Genomic DNA, 15017 nt, shown 5'->3' with positions numbered 1-15017 from the left:
ACCACCCTCCGCACCAGAGGAGTCCCCATGTCGTGGGAGGCCGCAAGCCGACCCGTGGCCCGCACGCTGGCCGTGCTGCTGTCCCTGCTGCTCGCCTCGGCCTCCCTGCTGCTGGGGCAGAGCACCCCGGCGTACGCGGCGGTCGCGCTCAACGCGGACGGCTCCAGCTGGGCCGGCCCGGCCATCGACCAGTGGCGCCAGGACGTCGCGCCGCAGGGCATCCAGATCAACTTCAACCCGATCGGCTCGGCGGCCGGCCGCACCCAGTGGAGCAACGGCCAGGACGACTTCACCGCCTCGGACGTGCCGTTCCGCAGCAAGCGGGACGACGGTCTCGGCGAGGCCGGGCACGCCAGCGGCGCGGGCGGCACCGAGAACCCGCGCTACGGCTACTCCTACGTGCCGGTCACGGCCGGTGGGACGACGTTCATGTACAACCTCGTGGTGGCCGGGAAGCAGGTCCGCGACCTGCGACTCTCCCCGCAGACCATCGTGGACATCTTCACCAACAAGATCACCAACTGGAACGACCCGAAGATCACCGCGGACTACGGCAAGGCCCTGCCCAGCACGCCGATCACCCCCGTGGTCCGCTCCGACGGCTCCGGCGCCACCGCCCAGTTCACCCGCTGGATGAGCCACACGCACCAGGCCCAGTGGGACGAGTACTGCCGCAGCATCAACGGCGTCCCCTGCGGTGACTACACCGAGTTCTTCCCGCCGTCCGGCCGCATGGTCGCCCAGAACGGCTCCGACGTCGTCGCCGGCTACATCAAGGCCCCGTCCGGCCTCGGCACCATCGGCTACGACGAGTACGCCTTCGCCAAGCGCAGCAACTGGCCGGTCGTGAAGGTGCTCAACTCGGCCGGTTACTACTCCCTGCCGACCGCCTCCAACGTCGCCGTCGCGCTCACCGCCGCCAAGATCCGCGGCGTGGACGACAACACCGCGCCGGACGACCCGAACTACCTGCAGCAGAACCTCGACGCCGTCTACACCATGAACGACCCGCGCGCGTACCCGATCTCCAGCTATAGCTATCTGATCGTCCCGCGCGAGAACAGCCTGGAGAAGCTGCCGAAGTTCACCAACGAGAAGGGCAGCGCGCTCAGCCGCTTCCTCTCCTACGTGCTCTGCGAGGGCCAGGGCGAGGCGGACGGCCTCGGCTACTCGCCGATCCCGCGCGGCCTGGTCCGCGGTGGGCTGCTGCAGACCCAGCACATCCCCGGCAACGCCAGCCCGGTCGACCCCAACACCCTCTCCAACTGCGCCAACCCGACCTTCAACTCGGCCGGTGAGCTGACCGTCCTCAAGAACGCCCCGCAGCCCAGCCCGTGCGACAAGGCGGGCGCGCCGCTGAACTGCACCGTGGAGAACGGCAAGCCGGTCGGCAACGGGTCCGGCTCGGGCGGTTCGGCCACGGGCGGCAGCGGTTCCGGTTCGGCCGCGGGCGGTACCGGCGGTACCGGCGGTACCGGTAACGGCAAGACCCCCGGCACCACGGGCGCCGGCTCCGGCGCGGGCGGTACCGGCTCCGGAGCCGGTGGCACCGGTGACGCGGCCGGCCAGCCCGGCGCCGGCGGTGACGCGGCCGCCACCGGGGGCGAGGGCGACCCGACGGCCGAGGACGTCGTCGACCCGCAGACCGGCCAGGTGGTCGCCCGCGGCCGGGGCGGCGTCGCCACCGAGGTCCAGGCGAACGTGGTCGCCGTGGACGGGCGGCCCGAGGACTGGCTGCTGACCACCCTCACCGCGCTCGAACTGCTCGCCGTCGTCGCCGTGCCGCCGCTGCTCGGCCGCCGGCTGCTGCGCCGCCGCAACGCCACCGGCGGCCGGTCATGACGGCCCCGGCACTGGAGAAGCCCGCCGCCCCCGCCCGACCGGCGGCGGCCCCGGCGCCCGCGGCGGCTCCCGCCCCGGCGCCGAAGCCGGACGTGCCGGAGGCCGCCGCCGTGACGCCCGGGCGGCGGCGGTTCCTCCAGGCGGCCTGGGCGGTCAGCCTGCTCGCCGTGCTGGTGACGGGCTTCGTCGGGTACCTCTTCACGCTCTCGCACGTCCAGGAGCGGCACTTCCAGTCCACCGCCTACAAGACCTTCCGGGACCAGCTGGCCCGGGCGGTCGCCCCCACCGGCGCCGCCGCCGACGGGGACCCGGTGGCGCTGCTCGACATCCCGGCGATCGGCCTGCACCAGGCCGTGGTGGTCGAGGGCACCACCGGCCGGGACCTGATGCGCGGTCCCGGCCACCGCCGGGACACCGCGCTGCCCGGGCAGACCGGCGTGGCCGTGGTGTTCGGCCGCGGGGCGAGCTTCGGGGCGCCGTTCGCCGAGCTGTCCAAGCTGCGGGTCGGCGACAAGATCGAGGCGACCACCGGCCAGGGCAGGTTCACCTACACCGTCAACGTGTACGGCGACGGCGACCACCCGATCAGCGACCCGGTCCGCAACCGGCTGGTGCTGGTCACCGGGGACTCCAACTGGATCCCCGGCTCCACGGTGCTGATCGGCGCCCGGCTGGAGGGCGACCCCGAGGTCAACCCCGGCGGCCGGCCCGCCACCGTCCCGTACGACAAGGCGCTGGCCGCGGACAAGGGCGCGCTGGCCACGCTGCAGCTGTGGATGCTCGGCCTGCTCGGCGCGGTGGTGGCCGCCACCGTACTGGCCCGGCGCTGGCACCGCTCGGCCGCCTATCTGAGCCTCGCGCCGGTCGTCGGCGCGCTGCTCTGGGCCGTGTACGAGAACGCCGCCGCCCTGCTGCCCAACCTCTACTGACGCGCGCCCGGAGGACCGTACCGATGACGGACGTACCGATGACGGAAGTACCGATGACCGACGCACCGATGACCGACGCGCCGAACCCGACCGGCGGACCGCACCAGGGCGCCGTGCCCCACCCGGTGGACCGGGCCGGGTACGCCCGGGCCGGCGACGCCGAGACCACCCTCACCCTGCCGCCCGTCCCGGCGGCCGACCTGTCGGCGGGCCCGGGCCAGGAGGGGCTGGCCGGGCTGGAGACCAGGGACGTCTCCGCCTGGTTCGGCTCGCACAAGGTGCTGGAGCGGGTCTCGCTCGCCATGCCGGCCGGGGAGGTCACCGCGCTGATCGGTCCGTCCGGTTGCGGCAAGTCCACCTACCTGCGGATCCTCAACCGGATGCACGAGATGGTGCGCGGCGCCGCGCTCGCCGGCGAGGTGCTGCTGGACGGCGACGACGTGTACCGGCCCGGGCGGCGGCCCGCCGAGGTGCGGCGCCGGATCGGGATGGTGTTCCAGCGGCCGAACCCGTTCCCGGCGATGTCCATCCAGGACAACGTCGCCAGCGGGCTGAAGCTGGCCGGGATCAAGGTCTCCAAGGACGAGCGCGAGCACCTGGTGGAGTCCAGCCTGCGCCGGGCCGGGCTCTGGGACGAGGTCTCCACCCGGCTGCACACCCCCGGCGGCGCGCTCTCCGGCGGTCAGCAGCAACGTCTGTGCATCGCAAGGTCGTTGGCGGTCTCGCCGGACATCCTGCTGATGGACGAGCCGTGTTCGGCGCTCGACCCGACGTCCACCCGGCGGGTCGAGGAGACCATCGCCGAGCTGCGGGGGCGGCTCACCATCGTGATCGTCACCCACAACATGCAGCAGGCGCAGCGGGTTTCGCAGTCCTGCGCGTTCTTCCTGGCCACCCACGACACTCCGGGCCGGATCGTCGAGGCCGGGCCGACCGGGCAGCTGTTCGGCAGCCCGCGCGACCAGCGGACCTCGGACTACGTCAACGGCCGCTTCGGCTAAGGGACTTGATGGCTGGAACGGCTGCTGGGCCCTGGGGCTACGCCTCGGGGCCCAGCAGCCGTTCCAGCACCGCCGCGACGCCGTCCTGCTCGTTGCTCACCGTGTGCAGCGGCACCGCCGCCAGCACCTGCGGGTGCGCGTTGGCGACGGCGTACGCGGTGCCGGCCCAGGCCAGCATCTCCAGGTCGTTCGGCATGTCGCCGAAGGCCACCACCTCGCTCCGGTCGATCCCGCGCCCGGCGCACCAGTGGGCCAGCGTGCTGGCCTTGGTGACGCCGGGCGCGCTGATCTCCAGCAGCGGGATCGGGGCGGAGCGGGTGATCTCCGCCAGGTGCCCGGCCGCCTCCCGGGCCTCGCCGAGCAGCTTGTCCGGGTCGAGGTCCGGGTGCTTGGCGAGCAGCTTGAACAGGCCGCGCACCGGGCCGCCGGTGCCCAGCAGCTCCTCCGCCGGGCCGACCGGATGGTTCTCGTCCTGGCCCCACATCCGCACCTCGTAGCCGGGCTCACGGGCGAACCCGGCCGGGTACTCGAAGGCGAACGCGGTGCCGGGCAGCTTGGCCCGCAGCGCCGCCACGACGGCGAGCGCGTCCTCGGCGGAGAGCGGGAAGGACTCCAGCAGCTCGCCGCGCCGGACGTCCACCACCGCGCCGCCGTTCGAACAGATCGCCACCCCGTGGCCGCCGATGTGCGGGCTGACCTGCTGCATCCAGCGCGGCGGGCGGCCGGTGACGAACACCACCTGGATCCCGGCCGCCTCGGCCGCCGCGAGGGCGGCGGCGGTGCGCTCGGTGACGGTGCCGCCGGAGCACAGCAGGGTGCCGTCCAGGTCGGTGGCGATCAGACGGGTGGCGGCAACGGGGCGGGGCGGCATCGGCTGGCTGGTCACCGCTCCATCTTCGCCTACCGCCGTCGGGAGGTCACCGCCGAGGCGGCGGCCTCCCGACGCCCCGAGGCCTGCCTCAGACGACGACCTTGAGGGTCACCGCCGCGGTGTGCAGGGTGCCACCGGTGCGGAACTGCAGGAACAGCCGCCAGTCGCCGGCCGCGGGCAGTTCGGCGTGGAACGCCAGGGTCGGGCCGCCGGTGCCGCCCGGCTCGGCCCCGGCCTCGGGGTGGAGGTGGGCGAAGGCCTGGTCGCCGGTGTGGAAGGCGGTCAGGTGGGCGAAGGTGTCGAGGTACGGCTGGAGGTCGGTGACCGGCTTGCCGTCCCGGCTGACGGTGACCTTCAGCTCGCCGGCCCGCCCGGCCACGGGGGTGCCCTCGACGGCGACGGTGTAGCCGTCCACGGTCGCGGTGCCGGTGGTGGTGCCGGTGGTGGCGGGCGGCTCGGCGGCCGCCGCCGAGCCGTCGCCGGGGACGGTCACGGGGCGGCTGAGCACCAGACCGGTGCCCTTTCCGGCGCCGCTGTCCGGGATGAACGAGGCGTAGACCCGCCAGTCGCCGGGGGCGAGTGCGGTCAGCGGGGCCGTCCAGGTGCCGTCGGCGGCCATCTCGGGGTGCAGGTGCTGGAAGCCGGTCAGGTCGGAGCGGATCGCGTAGGTGTGCATCCGCATGGTCTGGTCGGTCTGGTAGGCGGTGACGGGGCTGCCGTCCGGGCCGGTGACGGTGAACCGGTACTCGGTGGGTGTGCCGGCGGGGAGTGTCCCGGTGGCGGGGTCGAGGCGGTAGCCGTTCTGCTCGGCGGCGAGACCGGGGGCGTTCGCGGAGCCGGGTGTGGCGGTGGTCCCGGCCGCGGTGGCCGAGTCGGCGCCGGGCGGCTGGTGGCCCTGATGGCCGCCGCTGGGGGAGGCGGCCGGCGTGGCGGTGCTCGCGCCGTGGTCCATCCCGCTCATCCCGTTCGCCCCGCCCGTTCCGGCGGAGCCGCAGGCGGTCAGGGCGGCCGCGAGGACGGCGGCGCCGGCGGTGAGAGCGAGGGTGCGGGTGCGGTGACGGGGGGTGGGAGTCATGTCGGTCGGTGTCTTCCGGTGGGTACGGGCAGGACGCGGCGCGCCCGGCCTCCCCGCGTTCGGCGGTGGAGCCCGGCGCGGGCCCGGTCAGGTCCGTGCGACGCACACCCGGAGGAGCAGCCGCCGCCCGGCGGCGGGTGGTGCCCGTGGGCCGCCGGTCCGCCGCCCGCGCGGGTCGGCGGCGACCCGGACGGCGAGCAGCGGGGCGAACGCCCCGGCGGCGAGCGGCGCGGCGGCGGGCAGCCCGGCGCCGTCCCGGTCCCGGGTGGACACGCAGGAGACGGCCTGCGGATCACTGCCGCGCGCCCGGTGGCCGTCCAGGGCGGGGGCGTCGTGGTGCGGGCCGGCCGCCGCCATCGCGACCGCCGCTGCCCCGGGTTCGTGGCAGCCGCCCGCCGAGGTGGGGGAGCCGTGCATCAGGAACAGCCCGGCCAGGAGCGCGCCGAGCACCAGCAGCCGGGCCATCGCCCCGCCGCTCGGCCGTCCGCTCGGCCGTCCGCTCGGCCGTCCGCTCCCGTGCCCGTCCGCCGTCACGGGCCGGAGAATACCCCCTGCCCGTATCTGTTTCCGGTAAGTGCCGTGCCGTGCGGCGCGTTTCGGCCCCGGATACGACGTTTCCAGCCGATTCGCACCCGATCGGGGTGTCCCGCTTCCCCCGCACGGGCAGAACTGCCATGGCCACCCCGTCGGCAGGAAGAGCCATGCCAACTCGCCAGCTTCGAGACGAGCGCCCACCGACCACCCCGGACGACACCCGCGACGCGCGCGAACCGGTCCTGATCGGCGACGTCATCTTCGCCGCCCTCGCCGACATCGCCCGCCGCACCCCCGAGGCCCCGCCCCGCTTCCCGGCCCAGCGCACCCGCCCGCACCCGTAGCCGGGCTTTCCTGTGCGCCGCGCACCCGCCGGCCCCGGGACCGGTCGGGGCGGCGGTCCGGTCCGCGGTCCGGCAGTTCGGGACCGGAGGCCTCAGTAGGAGACTTCGACGACCGCCCGGTGGGTGCGCCGGTCGCCCACACCGGTGAGCAGGTAGTGGGCGAGGTCGGCGCGGGAGAGCGAGGTGGCGGCGGTCAGATGGGCGTTCTCCGCCGTCCGGTAGCGGCGGGTGAGCGGTCCGTCGGTGAGCATCGGCGGCCGGACGACCGTCCACGCGGTGTCGTCGGTCCTGACCACGGCCTCCATCCGGGCCATGTCGGCGTAGCCGTGGCGGTAGAGCCGCTGGATCACCAGCCTGGTGACCAGCCGCTGGGCGAGCGGGATGCCGGGGTCGGTCTCCAGACCGGCGGAGGACAGACAGAGCAGGCGGCTCACCCCGGCTTCGTGCATGGCGGCGAGGATGTTCAGGGTGCCCTGCGAGTAGACCGTCGTGGGGCGCCGGCGGTCGGTGCTGCCGAGGCAGGACAGGACGGCATCGTGTCCGGCGAGGGCCGAACGCCAGCCCGCCGCGTCGAGGACGTCACCGCGCAGGACGGTCAGTGGCCCGTCGGCCTTCCGGGAGGCGGGGGCGGGGACGCGGCCGGGGTCACGGACGACCGCGGTGACGGCGTGGCCCGCGGCCAGGGCCTGCGCCAGGAGTTGTACGCCGGTGCCTCCGGTGGCACCGAAGACCAGCAGTTTCCTGGCCCGACCGGCGGCCGTGGCCGTGACCTGGTCCGTGGCCTGGTTTGCGGCCTGGTCCGTGGCCTGGTCCGTGGTCGTCTCATCCCTCGCGGTCATGTCGTCCCTCCGTCCGCACACGCTGCCGGGGCAGCAGGAACCCGGCGGCGATCAGCCAGGCCAGGCCGGTGAAGCGGGCAATCGGCAGCAGCACGGCCGCGCCGTCGACCAGCAGGGTGAGGGCGGCCAGTTCGGCGACGGCGGCCACGACCAGACCGGCCAGTGCCAGCCGGCGCGGCAGCAGGCGGGCGAGGAGACCGGGTACGGCGATCCCGGCGACGAGCAGACCGAGCGGCACCACGTGCCCGGGCCCGCCGGTGGCGAAGGCCAGGTACTGCAGCGCCCGGACGAGCGCGGGCTGGTCGAGCACCTCGGGCCGGGAGAGCGCCCAGGTGACCAGTCCGCAGCAGGCCAGGAAGGCCGATGCGAGCACGCCGCCGGTCAGGGCGATGGTCGCGCCCGGGGCGCGGACGCCGAGTCGGTGCAGTCGCGCGGAGACGGTCGCGGCATAGACGGCGAGCGGGATCGCGGCCGCGAACTGCAGGGCGCCGGAGGCCTGGACGGCGCCGTGGTGGTCGCGGAAGTAGGCCACGATCTCGTCGGTGCGGCCGAACGGCGAGGGGAACGGATGACCGTCGGCCAGCAGGGTGCTGATGATCAGGCCGGCCAGGAACAGCGCGGTGAACACCACGGCGAGCACACCCGGTGGGGGCCCGCCCTGGGCCTGTCGTCGTGCTGGAGGAGAGACGGCGGCGATGGTCATGCGATCACCCGCCCGCCGGACAGGTCGAGCGTGGCTCCGGTGACCCAGGACGCGGCGTCGGAGGCGAGGTAGAGCACCGCCTGTGCGACGTCCTCGGGCCGCCCGAGCCGGCCGAGCGGGAACATGCCGGCCAGGCCGGTCAACTGCTCGTCGGACATGGACTGTCGCATCCGTTCGTTGAGTACCGCCGACGGCGCCAGGCAGTTGACCCGTACGCCGTGGCGGCCGACTTCGTTGGCCAGATGCCGGGCGAACATCAGCACGCCGGCCTTCGCGGCGGCGTAGGCGGCGTTCGATCCGCCGGGGTGGCGGCCGGCGGTGGAGGACATCATGACCACCGTGCCCGACCTCCGTTCGATCATGGCCGGCAGGAAGGCGGACACCGTCAGATACACCGATGTCAGGTCGGACGCGATGGCGGCGTTCCACACGTCGGGTGTCAGCCGCGCGGTCGGTACGGGCCGGCCCTGGCCGCCCGCGAAGGGGGCGAGGATGTCGACCGGGCCCAACTCGCGCTCGATGACGGCGCGGAGCCGCCCGGCCGTGTCCGGCTCGGTCACGTCCCCCGGCGCAGGAACGGCGTGCCCGCCGTCCTCGGTGATGGACCGGACGACGGCCTCGATCGCCGTCTCGTCCCGCCCGTTGACCGCGACCTTCACCCCGTTGGCCGCCAGGGCCCGGCACGTCGTCGCGCCGATGCCGCGCGATCCGCCGGTGACGAGAGCGACCTTGCCGTCGAGATCCGGGTGGCGGGGCCAGCTGTCGCCGGTACGTGGTGATTCCATGGGAATATCCGTTCTCTCGACTGAACAGTTCACAGTGGAGAATCATTTAGCTTTCCGTACCATAGCCCCGTGAGCAGTGCGTGGCAACCAGACCAGGACTCCGGCCCGCCGGCCCCGCGCCCCGGGGGCGGAGCGGCGTTCCTCCTCGCCCAGATCGGGGCGCACGCCGCCGCGCGGTTCGCCGAACGGGTCGCCGAACTCGGCCTGACCCCACCGGACATCGGGCTGCTGCGGATGATCGCGGGCAAGCCGGGCCGCAGCCAGCGATCGCTGGCGACCGACCTCGGGGTGGTGCCCAGCCGTGTCGTCGCCCTGATCGACAACCTGGACCGCAAGGGACTGGTGGAACGGCGGCGCAGCACCGAGGACCGCCGCAACCACGAGCTGTACCTGTCCGACGAAGGCCGCCGCGTGCTCGGCGGCGTGGGGAAGGTCGCAGCCGAGCACGAGGACGCCCTCCTCGCCGCCCTCGACGAGGGCGACCGGGCGCGGCTGGCCCGGCTGCTCGACACCATCGCCCGCCAGCAGGGCCTCACCTCCGGCGTCCACCCCGGCTACCGCCACCTGCCCCCGGGCCGTCGCGGCCGAGCCTGACAGGGGGCGTCGCTCCGGCACGGCCGCGCCCGGAACGGTGTCACTCCGTGTGAGCGCACTCTTGGCGGACGTCACCGCGCGGCCGCCCGCGGGCCTGCCTAGCGTGACGTCATGAGCAACGCCGGATCAGGGTCGCCCGGGACGAACTCCGGTCGGGCCGTGCCGCGGTAGCGCTTTCACCGCTCGGTGCTCCTGGTGCGCCGATGCGGCCGGGAGGCACGTGCGGCGGCGTCGGCGGAGTCCGTTCCGTCCGCAGACGTCCCCTACTCGATGTCCAGGAGGCTTCACGTGAGAGTTCGAGTCCGCACCCGCCTGACGACGATGGCCGCGGTGGTGGTCGCCATGGCGGCCGGCACGGCCACGGCCACCCCGGCGGGCGCCCGCGAGCCGTTCGTCGGTCCGCTGAACACCGTGTCGCCCATCGCTTCGACAGTCCCGGTCAACGGCGATCTGAACCCCTACGGCACGGCGGTCGTCCAGCACAGCGCCGGTGACCTGCACCGGGGCAATGTGCTGGTCAGCAACTTCAACAACAGCCTCAACCAGCAGGGCACCGGCACCACGCTGGTCCAGGTGAGCCCCGACGGCACCGCGCGGCAATTCGCCGAGATCGATCCCGCCCACCTGCCCGGCCCCTGCCCGGGTGGTGTCGGGCTCACCACCGCGCTGTCCGTCCTCCCCGGCGGATGGGTGGTGGTCGGCAGCCTGCCCACGGCCGACGGCACCTCGGCCACCGCCCGGGCGGGTTGCCTGCTGGTTCTGGACAGCCACGGCACGGTGCGCGAGACCTTCGCCGGTGAAGGCATCAACGGCCCGTGGGACATGACCTCGGTGAGCCACGGGGACAGGACCGAACTGTTCGTGACCAACGTGCTCAACGGCACGGTGGCCGGCGGCGGCAACGACGTGAATCAGGGCACCGTGCTGCGGATCACCCTGGACACCGGGCGCGCCGGGGAGCCGCCCTGCCGGTTGGCGACCACCAGGATCGGCTCCGGATTCACCGAACGCACCGATCCGGCGGCCCTGGTGATCGGCCCGACCGGCGTCGGACTCGGCCAGGACGGCACCCTCTACGTGGCCGACACCGCCGGCAACCGGATCACCGCGATCCCGGACGCACTGACCCGCGACTCCGACGCGGGTACCGGCCGGGAAGTGACCGCGGGCGGCAGGCTGAACGGCCCGCTCGGCCTGGCGATCGCACCCGGGGGCGACATCCTCACGGTGAACGCCGGCGACGGCAACCTCGTGGAGACCACCCCGCGCGGCGCCCAGGTGGCATTCCGCCAACTCGACGCAAGCGGCAACCCTCCGGGGGCCGGTGCGCTCTTCGGCCTCGCCGTGGACCTGGACAAGGACGCCGTCTACTTCGTCGACGACGCGACCAACCAGCTGGACGTACTGCACTGATCCCACCCTGACCCCCGGCAACGCCGGACGGAGGCGGCGCGTGGCAGTCGTGCGCGAGCGTGGCCCCGGCCCGGCGAGACCGGGCGAGTGCGCACGGCTGCCTCAAGGCGGCTGTCCACACGGCGCCCGTCGGATCCGGCGGGCGACCGCCCCGGCGCCGTGGCCGGAGACGTTGCCCGAGAGCTTCTTCACGCATTGACCTGGGTCGATCCGCTCCCGAGCAGCGCCCGGAGCGGCGTCAGAAGGGGCTCATCTCATCCAGGACCCGCTCCGCAAGCTCGATGATCGCCTTGACTTTCGGGGCGTCGTCAGCCGCATCCTGGGCTTCGATCTCGGGCGAGTCCAGATCCGCGTACTCCGCCTGGTTCCGACGTCGGCGCATACGGTCAAAGGGCCTGAGAGCTGCCCCGAGGGGCGGCCCTGCTGCCATTTCATCCCCTACTTGCCCTGAAAGGCAGTACGCAGGAGTGGCAGCAGCGCTGGCGGAGGAGCTTGCATAGATTGAAGAGCAGCTTGCGACTTATGCAAGTACCTACTCTGAGTATCGCAATTCGCTCCTATGGGTGATCGGGTTGACGCGGCACGCGCCGCGCCCTGGTGAGCTTCCGTTGTCGGCCGCCCGCGGCGAGTTCGCCGAGGCGCTCGCCGACCACGGAAACGCCGGGGCGGGGCTCCTGGGCGTAGTACCAGGGCTTCCGCCGACGCAACAGCTCCTGGCCGTCCTCGCCCCAGGTGAATCCGGGCTTCCGCAGCAGCTTCCGGAACACCGCGTCGACCGTCTCCGGGTGGGCGGCGGCCAGTCGGTGGATCGGCAGGGGCGCGATCGACTCCTCGCGCAGGTAGGTGCGCAGCACGTCCTGGTGCTGCCTACGGCCCGCGAGGGCCGGGTCGGCGAAGAGGTCCCGCAGCATCCCGTAGTCGGCGTAGAAGTTGAGTCCGTCGACCTCGTCGTAGATGACGCCGACCGTGTCCGAGTCCGCGAGGGATTGCGGCAGTTCGAAGGCCGGCAGATCGATTCCTGGCAACCGCCTGCCCCGGGCGCGGTCGGGCCGCTCGGCGACGGCGGCCTCCTGCCGGTGCCGGTAGTAGGCGTTGAGCCGCTCCTCGGCCTCGGCAGGGGGAAGAACCAGTTCGTCGCTGCCGCAGAACTCGATGAACGCCGCCCGGTCCTCCCGCATCGACGCCCATCCCTGCTCGATCTTCTCGGGGTTGCGGAAGACCAGTTCAGGGTGGTTCGTCGCCAGTTGGAGTGCGGCCCGGGCGATCTCGGTGGCGCTGGACTTCGGGTAGGACGACATCGCCCCCGAGATCAGCCACGCGGCGTCGGCCGAGTGGACGGGCACCAGGCAGGCAAGGAGGAACCCTCCTTTGGACACTTCGCGGAAGGCCGCCTGCCCGACGTTCGAGTACGTGCGGTACTCCAGGTCGTCGACCAGGTTCAGCAGGACGACGGCTTCCCCGTCCTTGCGCCGGATCTCGAAGACGCCCTCGACCGGGTCACGCCAGCCGAGCAGCATCTCCCGGTCGGCCTCGCTCAAGTCCCGCCGCCCGGCGACGAATCGGTCCACCACGGTCGAACCGTCCGGCAGGCGGTACCGCAGGATGAAGTGGTCGATGATCCGGATGGCCTCACCCTCGTCCAGCAGCCGCTCAGGGCCCGCGGCCTCCAGCAGAAGGGGAGTCAACCACCGGTCGAAGCGCGCGCTCTGCGCGAAGGCGACCAGCTCCCCCTTCAACTCGGCACTGCGCTCGATGAGATCGGTGAGCGAGCGCTCGCCGTGATCCGCGCCCCGAACGGCAATCGCCATGTCCTGTCTCTCCCCGCGAGCCAGTTCTGAAGTGATGTGTGAGCTGCTCGGCATCAGCCGGCCCAGTGTCGGTAGGCATCGATCCACTCGGCGCCGTCCGGGGCAGGTGTCGGCATCGGCAGCTCCAGGATCCCGATCTTCTGTCGAACGGGGCCGCGAGAGCACAGGGCGACGATCCGGCCGTCCGGCGTGAGGTCGACGCCGCGCACGGTCACGTCGACGCCGAGAACTGTCGCGCTGAACGGCACCGCGAGGTTCTCCTCGATCATGGTGAACAGCCCGGTCAGTTGTTCGTCCTCACCGTAGGCGTCAACGGTGGCTTCATCGATCATGGCCTCAAGCTCGGCTTTGCCCAGTCCCATGGCGCCACGTTAACGGTCGTCCAGGCGTCGTCGCCGCGGGTTGCTCGAAGCCTCACCTGCCGGAGCGAACGCGTAGGGTCGATCGCATGCGCTTGAGCACGGTGATCCTCCCCAACCACCGGTGGAGCGAGGGGCAGAAGATCTGGCGGCGGGCCGAGGAACTCGGGTTCCACGCCGCGTACACCTATGACCGCCTGTCGTGGCGGTCGTTCCGGGACGAGCCCTGGTTCGGGGCGGTGCCGACGCTGACGGCGGCGGCCACGGCGACCGAGCGGCTGCGGCTCGGGACGCTGGTGACCTCGGTCAAGCCTCGTTCACCCATCGCAGCCTGACCTGCGAGAACGCGACGTCGGGGTCGAGGAGAGGTGATGAAGGCGGCAGATCGGCTCGACCTGTCCTGTATCGGCAGCGCGATCAGTGGACGTCGCGGCAGTGTTCGGCGGCCCGGTGGCCGCCCCCGGACACGGGGGCCAGCGGCCTTCGCGGAGAGCAGACGACGGTGTACTGCGGGGGCAGGCTATCGCCATCGCCTCGGACAGTGGCGGCGGATCAGGAGTACTGCGCTCGATCGGGTTGATCGGTGCGGGGGCTGTGCCGCAGCCCCGGGCGAGGACCGGGTTGGCGGACCGCAGCAGGTACTCGCGCAGGTGCGGGAGGAGTGTCTCGCCGGCGGCCCGTGGGGCAGCCGGGTGGGGTACCGGTCGCTGCGCGAGCTTGCCGGCTCCGCTGCCTTACGCAGCGTGATCACTCTCTGACCGTGAGGCGATATATGCATTATGCGCATGATATTCTGCGCGTAATGAAGCCTTCCGCACCCTCTCTGCTCCCCCTGTTCCGGTCTCAGCTGCAGGGGGACCTGTTGGCGCTCACTCTGCTGAGCCCGGAGCGCAGTTGGACGCTCATCGAACTGGCCAAGGCGCTGGACGTCTCACACACGGCGGTGCTCAGAGAGGTGGACAGGCTGATCGGCGCTGAGATCCTCACAGGGAAGCGGCTCGGCCGTACCCGGATCATCAGTGCTCGAACGGACACCCTGCTGTATCGACCGCTGTGCGACCTGCTGCTCGTGACATACGGGCCAGTGCCTCGACTCACGATGATCCTCTCGACTCTCGACAGAGTCGAGGAGGCATACATCTACGGCTCGTGGGCGGCCCGTTACGAGGGGGAGCCCGGTCCGATCCCAGGAGATGTCGATGTCCTGGTCGTCGGGCAGCCCGACCCGGACGAGCTCTTCGACATCGCCGAGCAGGCCTCGCGAGAGCTGCACCGGGAGGTCAACGTCCACCGCGTCTCCCCGCTGGCCTGGGCCTCGGAGAGCGCCGAACCGTTCCTTACCTCGGTCCGCGAGCGACCGTTGGTCCGCCTGACGCTGCACAAGGAGAATGGCGCGTGAACCGCTGGGAACAGGGCCGTGCGACCGTTGACGACCTGATCCAGCGACGTGAGGTCGAGAGGGTGCCGGCGTCTGCGGAGCACGCCCGGGCGGAGTTGGCTCAGTCACGGCAGCACCTGGCCTCTGCGAAGCTGCTCCTCGACGTCGACCCGGTCGGCGCGTACAGCCTCGCGTACGACGCCGCGCGCAAGGCGCTTGCCGCGGTCTTGATGAACCAGGGTCTCCGTGCCACGAGCAGGGGTGGCCATGTCGCCGTGTACGAAACGGTGAAGGCGCAGCTCGACCCGCCGTTGGGCGGAGTCCTGCGACCGTTCAGCCGCATGCGGATCCGCCGCAACGAGAGCGAGTACCGGTCTGCCGAAGCCCCGGCCATCACCCCCGAAGAGGTGAGCGGCGATCTGCCGAAGGCGCAGGCGATCATCGATCTTGCCGAGAAGGCGATGCCCCACATGAGCCGCTACTGACCCCTGGGTGCGGCCTGCCTTGATGACCAGGGCCCACGACGACCGCTCCCGTAGGGT

Annotated in this window: 17 protein-coding genes and 1 pseudogene; 9 read left to right on the top strand and 9 right to left on the bottom strand. The window is 72.5% G+C overall.

Going from position 1 to position 15017, the window contains the following annotated elements; genetic code table 11:
• Positions 1–27: 27 nt before the first annotated feature.
• Genes ACIO5D_RS22545 through ACIO5D_RS22535 form a run of 3 tightly spaced genes read left to right on the top strand, consistent with a single transcriptional unit; the run spans position 28 to position 3772 of the window.
• Positions 28–1842, top strand: a complete 1815-nt coding sequence (locus tag ACIO5D_RS22545) for a phosphate ABC transporter substrate-binding protein PstS (RefSeq protein WP_400654214.1) — start codon at positions 28–30, stop codon at positions 1840–1842.
• Positions 1839–2771 (top strand): class E sortase, encoded by a 933-nt coding sequence (locus tag ACIO5D_RS22540; RefSeq protein WP_363605227.1) that lies wholly within the window; start codon positions 1839–1841, stop codon positions 2769–2771. Before ACIO5D_RS22545 ends, ACIO5D_RS22540 begins: the two co-directional genes overlap by 4 nt.
• 53 nt (positions 2772–2824) lie before the next feature.
• Positions 2825–3772, top strand: coding sequence for a phosphate ABC transporter ATP-binding protein (locus tag ACIO5D_RS22535; RefSeq protein WP_363605228.1), 948 nt, complete (start codon positions 2825–2827; stop codon positions 3770–3772).
• Between the two features lie 37 nt (positions 3773–3809).
• Here the strand turns inward: ACIO5D_RS22535 and ACIO5D_RS22530 are convergent, their stop codons facing one another.
• From ACIO5D_RS22530 to ACIO5D_RS22520, 3 genes are all read right to left on the bottom strand, one after another.
• Positions 3810–4658 (bottom strand): HAD family hydrolase, encoded by an 849-nt coding sequence (locus ACIO5D_RS22530; RefSeq protein ID WP_400654218.1) that lies wholly within the window; start codon positions 4656–4658, stop codon positions 3810–3812.
• A gap of 73 nt (positions 4659–4731) precedes the next feature.
• Complete coding sequence (locus ACIO5D_RS22525; protein WP_400654220.1) at positions 4732–5718, bottom strand: hypothetical protein; 987 nt, start codon at positions 5716–5718, stop codon at positions 4732–4734.
• 87 nt (positions 5719–5805) lie between these two features.
• Positions 5806–6252 carry a hypothetical protein gene (locus ACIO5D_RS22520; RefSeq protein ID WP_400797259.1) on the bottom strand — a complete coding sequence of 149 codons (447 nt, stop codon included), beginning with the start codon at positions 6250–6252 and terminating at the stop codon, positions 5806–5808.
• Positions 6253–6419: 167 nt separating this feature from the next.
• On the opposite strand from ACIO5D_RS22520, the gene ACIO5D_RS22515 reads away from it, so the two are divergent.
• Positions 6420–6596 carry a hypothetical protein gene (locus ACIO5D_RS22515; RefSeq protein ID WP_363605231.1) on the top strand — a complete coding sequence of 59 codons (177 nt, stop codon included), beginning with the start codon at positions 6420–6422 and terminating at the stop codon, positions 6594–6596.
• A 92-nt stretch (positions 6597–6688) separates the two neighbouring features.
• Here ACIO5D_RS22515 and ACIO5D_RS22510 read toward each other — a convergent pair whose 3' ends face one another.
• The 3 genes from ACIO5D_RS22510 to ACIO5D_RS22500 are packed head-to-tail and all read right to left on the bottom strand — an operon-like array spanning position 6689 to position 8923.
• Positions 6689–7435: an SDR family oxidoreductase gene (locus ACIO5D_RS22510; RefSeq protein WP_363605232.1), complete on the bottom strand. Its 747-nt coding sequence runs from the start codon at positions 7433–7435 to the stop codon at positions 6689–6691.
• Positions 7419–8138: a hypothetical protein gene (locus tag ACIO5D_RS22505; protein WP_363605233.1), complete on the bottom strand. Its 720-nt coding sequence runs from the start codon at positions 8136–8138 to the stop codon at positions 7419–7421. The genes ACIO5D_RS22510 and ACIO5D_RS22505 overlap by 17 nt, the downstream gene beginning before the upstream one ends.
• A complete protein-coding gene (locus tag ACIO5D_RS22500; protein ID WP_363605235.1) occupies positions 8135–8923 on the bottom strand; it encodes an SDR family oxidoreductase in 789 nt (262 codons plus the stop codon). The genes ACIO5D_RS22505 and ACIO5D_RS22500 overlap by 4 nt, the downstream gene beginning before the upstream one ends.
• Positions 8924–8992: 69 nt before the next feature.
• On the opposite strand from ACIO5D_RS22500, the gene ACIO5D_RS22495 reads away from it, so the two are divergent.
• The gene (locus ACIO5D_RS22495; RefSeq protein ID WP_400797255.1) at positions 8993–9517 is read left to right on the top strand and encodes a MarR family winged helix-turn-helix transcriptional regulator; all 525 of its coding nucleotides are present in this window, start codon (positions 8993–8995) and stop codon (positions 9515–9517) included.
• 288 nt (positions 9518–9805) lie between these two features.
• Positions 9806–10930, top strand: coding sequence for a hypothetical protein (locus tag ACIO5D_RS22490; RefSeq protein WP_400797252.1), 1125 nt, complete (start codon positions 9806–9808; stop codon positions 10928–10930).
• A 238-nt stretch (positions 10931–11168) separates the two neighbouring features.
• Here ACIO5D_RS22490 and ACIO5D_RS22485 read toward each other — a convergent pair whose 3' ends face one another.
• From ACIO5D_RS22485 to ACIO5D_RS22475, 3 genes are all read right to left on the bottom strand, one after another.
• Positions 11169–11360, bottom strand: coding sequence for a hypothetical protein (locus tag ACIO5D_RS22485; RefSeq protein ID WP_400757998.1), 192 nt, complete (start codon positions 11358–11360; stop codon positions 11169–11171).
• A 127-nt stretch (positions 11361–11487) separates the two neighbouring features.
• On the bottom strand, positions 11488–12738 hold the full coding sequence (locus ACIO5D_RS22480; RefSeq protein ID WP_400797250.1) for a hypothetical protein: 1251 nt from the start codon (positions 12736–12738) through the stop codon (positions 11488–11490).
• Between the two features lie 53 nt (positions 12739–12791).
• A complete protein-coding gene (locus ACIO5D_RS22475; RefSeq protein WP_400757994.1) occupies positions 12792–13100 on the bottom strand; it encodes a hypothetical protein in 309 nt (102 codons plus the stop codon).
• 86 nt (positions 13101–13186) lie between these two features.
• Between ACIO5D_RS22475 and ACIO5D_RS22470 the strand changes: the two are divergent.
• From ACIO5D_RS22470 to ACIO5D_RS22460, 3 genes and pseudogenes are all read left to right on the top strand, one after another.
• A pseudogene (locus tag ACIO5D_RS22470) lies at positions 13187–13423 on the top strand (LLM class flavin-dependent oxidoreductase); the annotation flags it as partial.
• A 536-nt stretch (positions 13424–13959) separates the two neighbouring features.
• Positions 13960–14496: an ArsR family transcriptional regulator gene (locus ACIO5D_RS22465; RefSeq protein ID WP_400797247.1), complete on the top strand. Its 537-nt coding sequence runs from the start codon at positions 13960–13962 to the stop codon at positions 14494–14496.
• Positions 14493–14960, top strand: a complete 468-nt coding sequence (locus tag ACIO5D_RS22460; RefSeq protein ID WP_400797244.1) for a hypothetical protein — start codon at positions 14493–14495, stop codon at positions 14958–14960. The genes ACIO5D_RS22465 and ACIO5D_RS22460 overlap by 4 nt, the downstream gene beginning before the upstream one ends.
• Positions 14961–15017 lie beyond the last annotated feature (57 nt).

The organism is Kitasatospora sp. NPDC087315, from assembly GCF_044744345.1.
In the GTDB taxonomy this organism is placed as follows: Bacteria; Actinomycetota; Actinomycetes; order Streptomycetales; family Streptomycetaceae; genus Kitasatospora.
Note: the sequence above shows the minus strand (reverse complement) of the source record. Positions and strands in the feature narration are given on the sequence as shown.

Bases quoted from the DNA above. Each gene is read 5' to 3' on its own strand.
- ACIO5D_RS22485 (WP_400757998.1), bottom strand. From the start codon at position 11,360: ATGGCAGCAGGGCCGCCCCTCGGGGCAGCTCTCAGGCCCTTTGACCGT.
- ACIO5D_RS22480 (WP_400797250.1), bottom strand. From the start codon at position 12,738: ATGGCGATTGCCGTTCGGGGCGCGGATCACGGCGAGCGCTCGCTCACC.
- ACIO5D_RS22515 (WP_363605231.1), top strand. From the start codon at position 6,420: ATGCCAACTCGCCAGCTTCGAGACGAGCGCCCACCGACCACCCCGGAC.
- ACIO5D_RS22540 (WP_363605227.1), top strand. From the start codon at position 1,839: ATGACGGCCCCGGCACTGGAGAAGCCCGCCGCCCCCGCCCGACCGGCG.
- ACIO5D_RS22535 (WP_363605228.1), top strand. From the start codon at position 2,825: ATGACCGACGCACCGATGACCGACGCGCCGAACCCGACCGGCGGACCG.
- ACIO5D_RS22545 (WP_400654214.1), top strand. From the start codon at position 28: ATGTCGTGGGAGGCCGCAAGCCGACCCGTGGCCCGCACGCTGGCCGTG.
- ACIO5D_RS22505 (WP_363605233.1), bottom strand. From the start codon at position 8,138: ATGACCATCGCCGCCGTCTCTCCTCCAGCACGACGACAGGCCCAGGGC.
- ACIO5D_RS22510 (WP_363605232.1), bottom strand. From the start codon at position 7,435: ATGACCGCGAGGGATGAGACGACCACGGACCAGGCCACGGACCAGGCC.
- ACIO5D_RS22500 (WP_363605235.1), bottom strand. From the start codon at position 8,923: ATGGAATCACCACGTACCGGCGACAGCTGGCCCCGCCACCCGGATCTC.
- ACIO5D_RS22475 (WP_400757994.1), bottom strand. From the start codon at position 13,100: ATGGGACTGGGCAAAGCCGAGCTTGAGGCCATGATCGATGAAGCCACC.
- ACIO5D_RS22525 (WP_400654220.1), bottom strand. From the start codon at position 5,718: ATGACTCCCACCCCCCGTCACCGCACCCGCACCCTCGCTCTCACCGCC.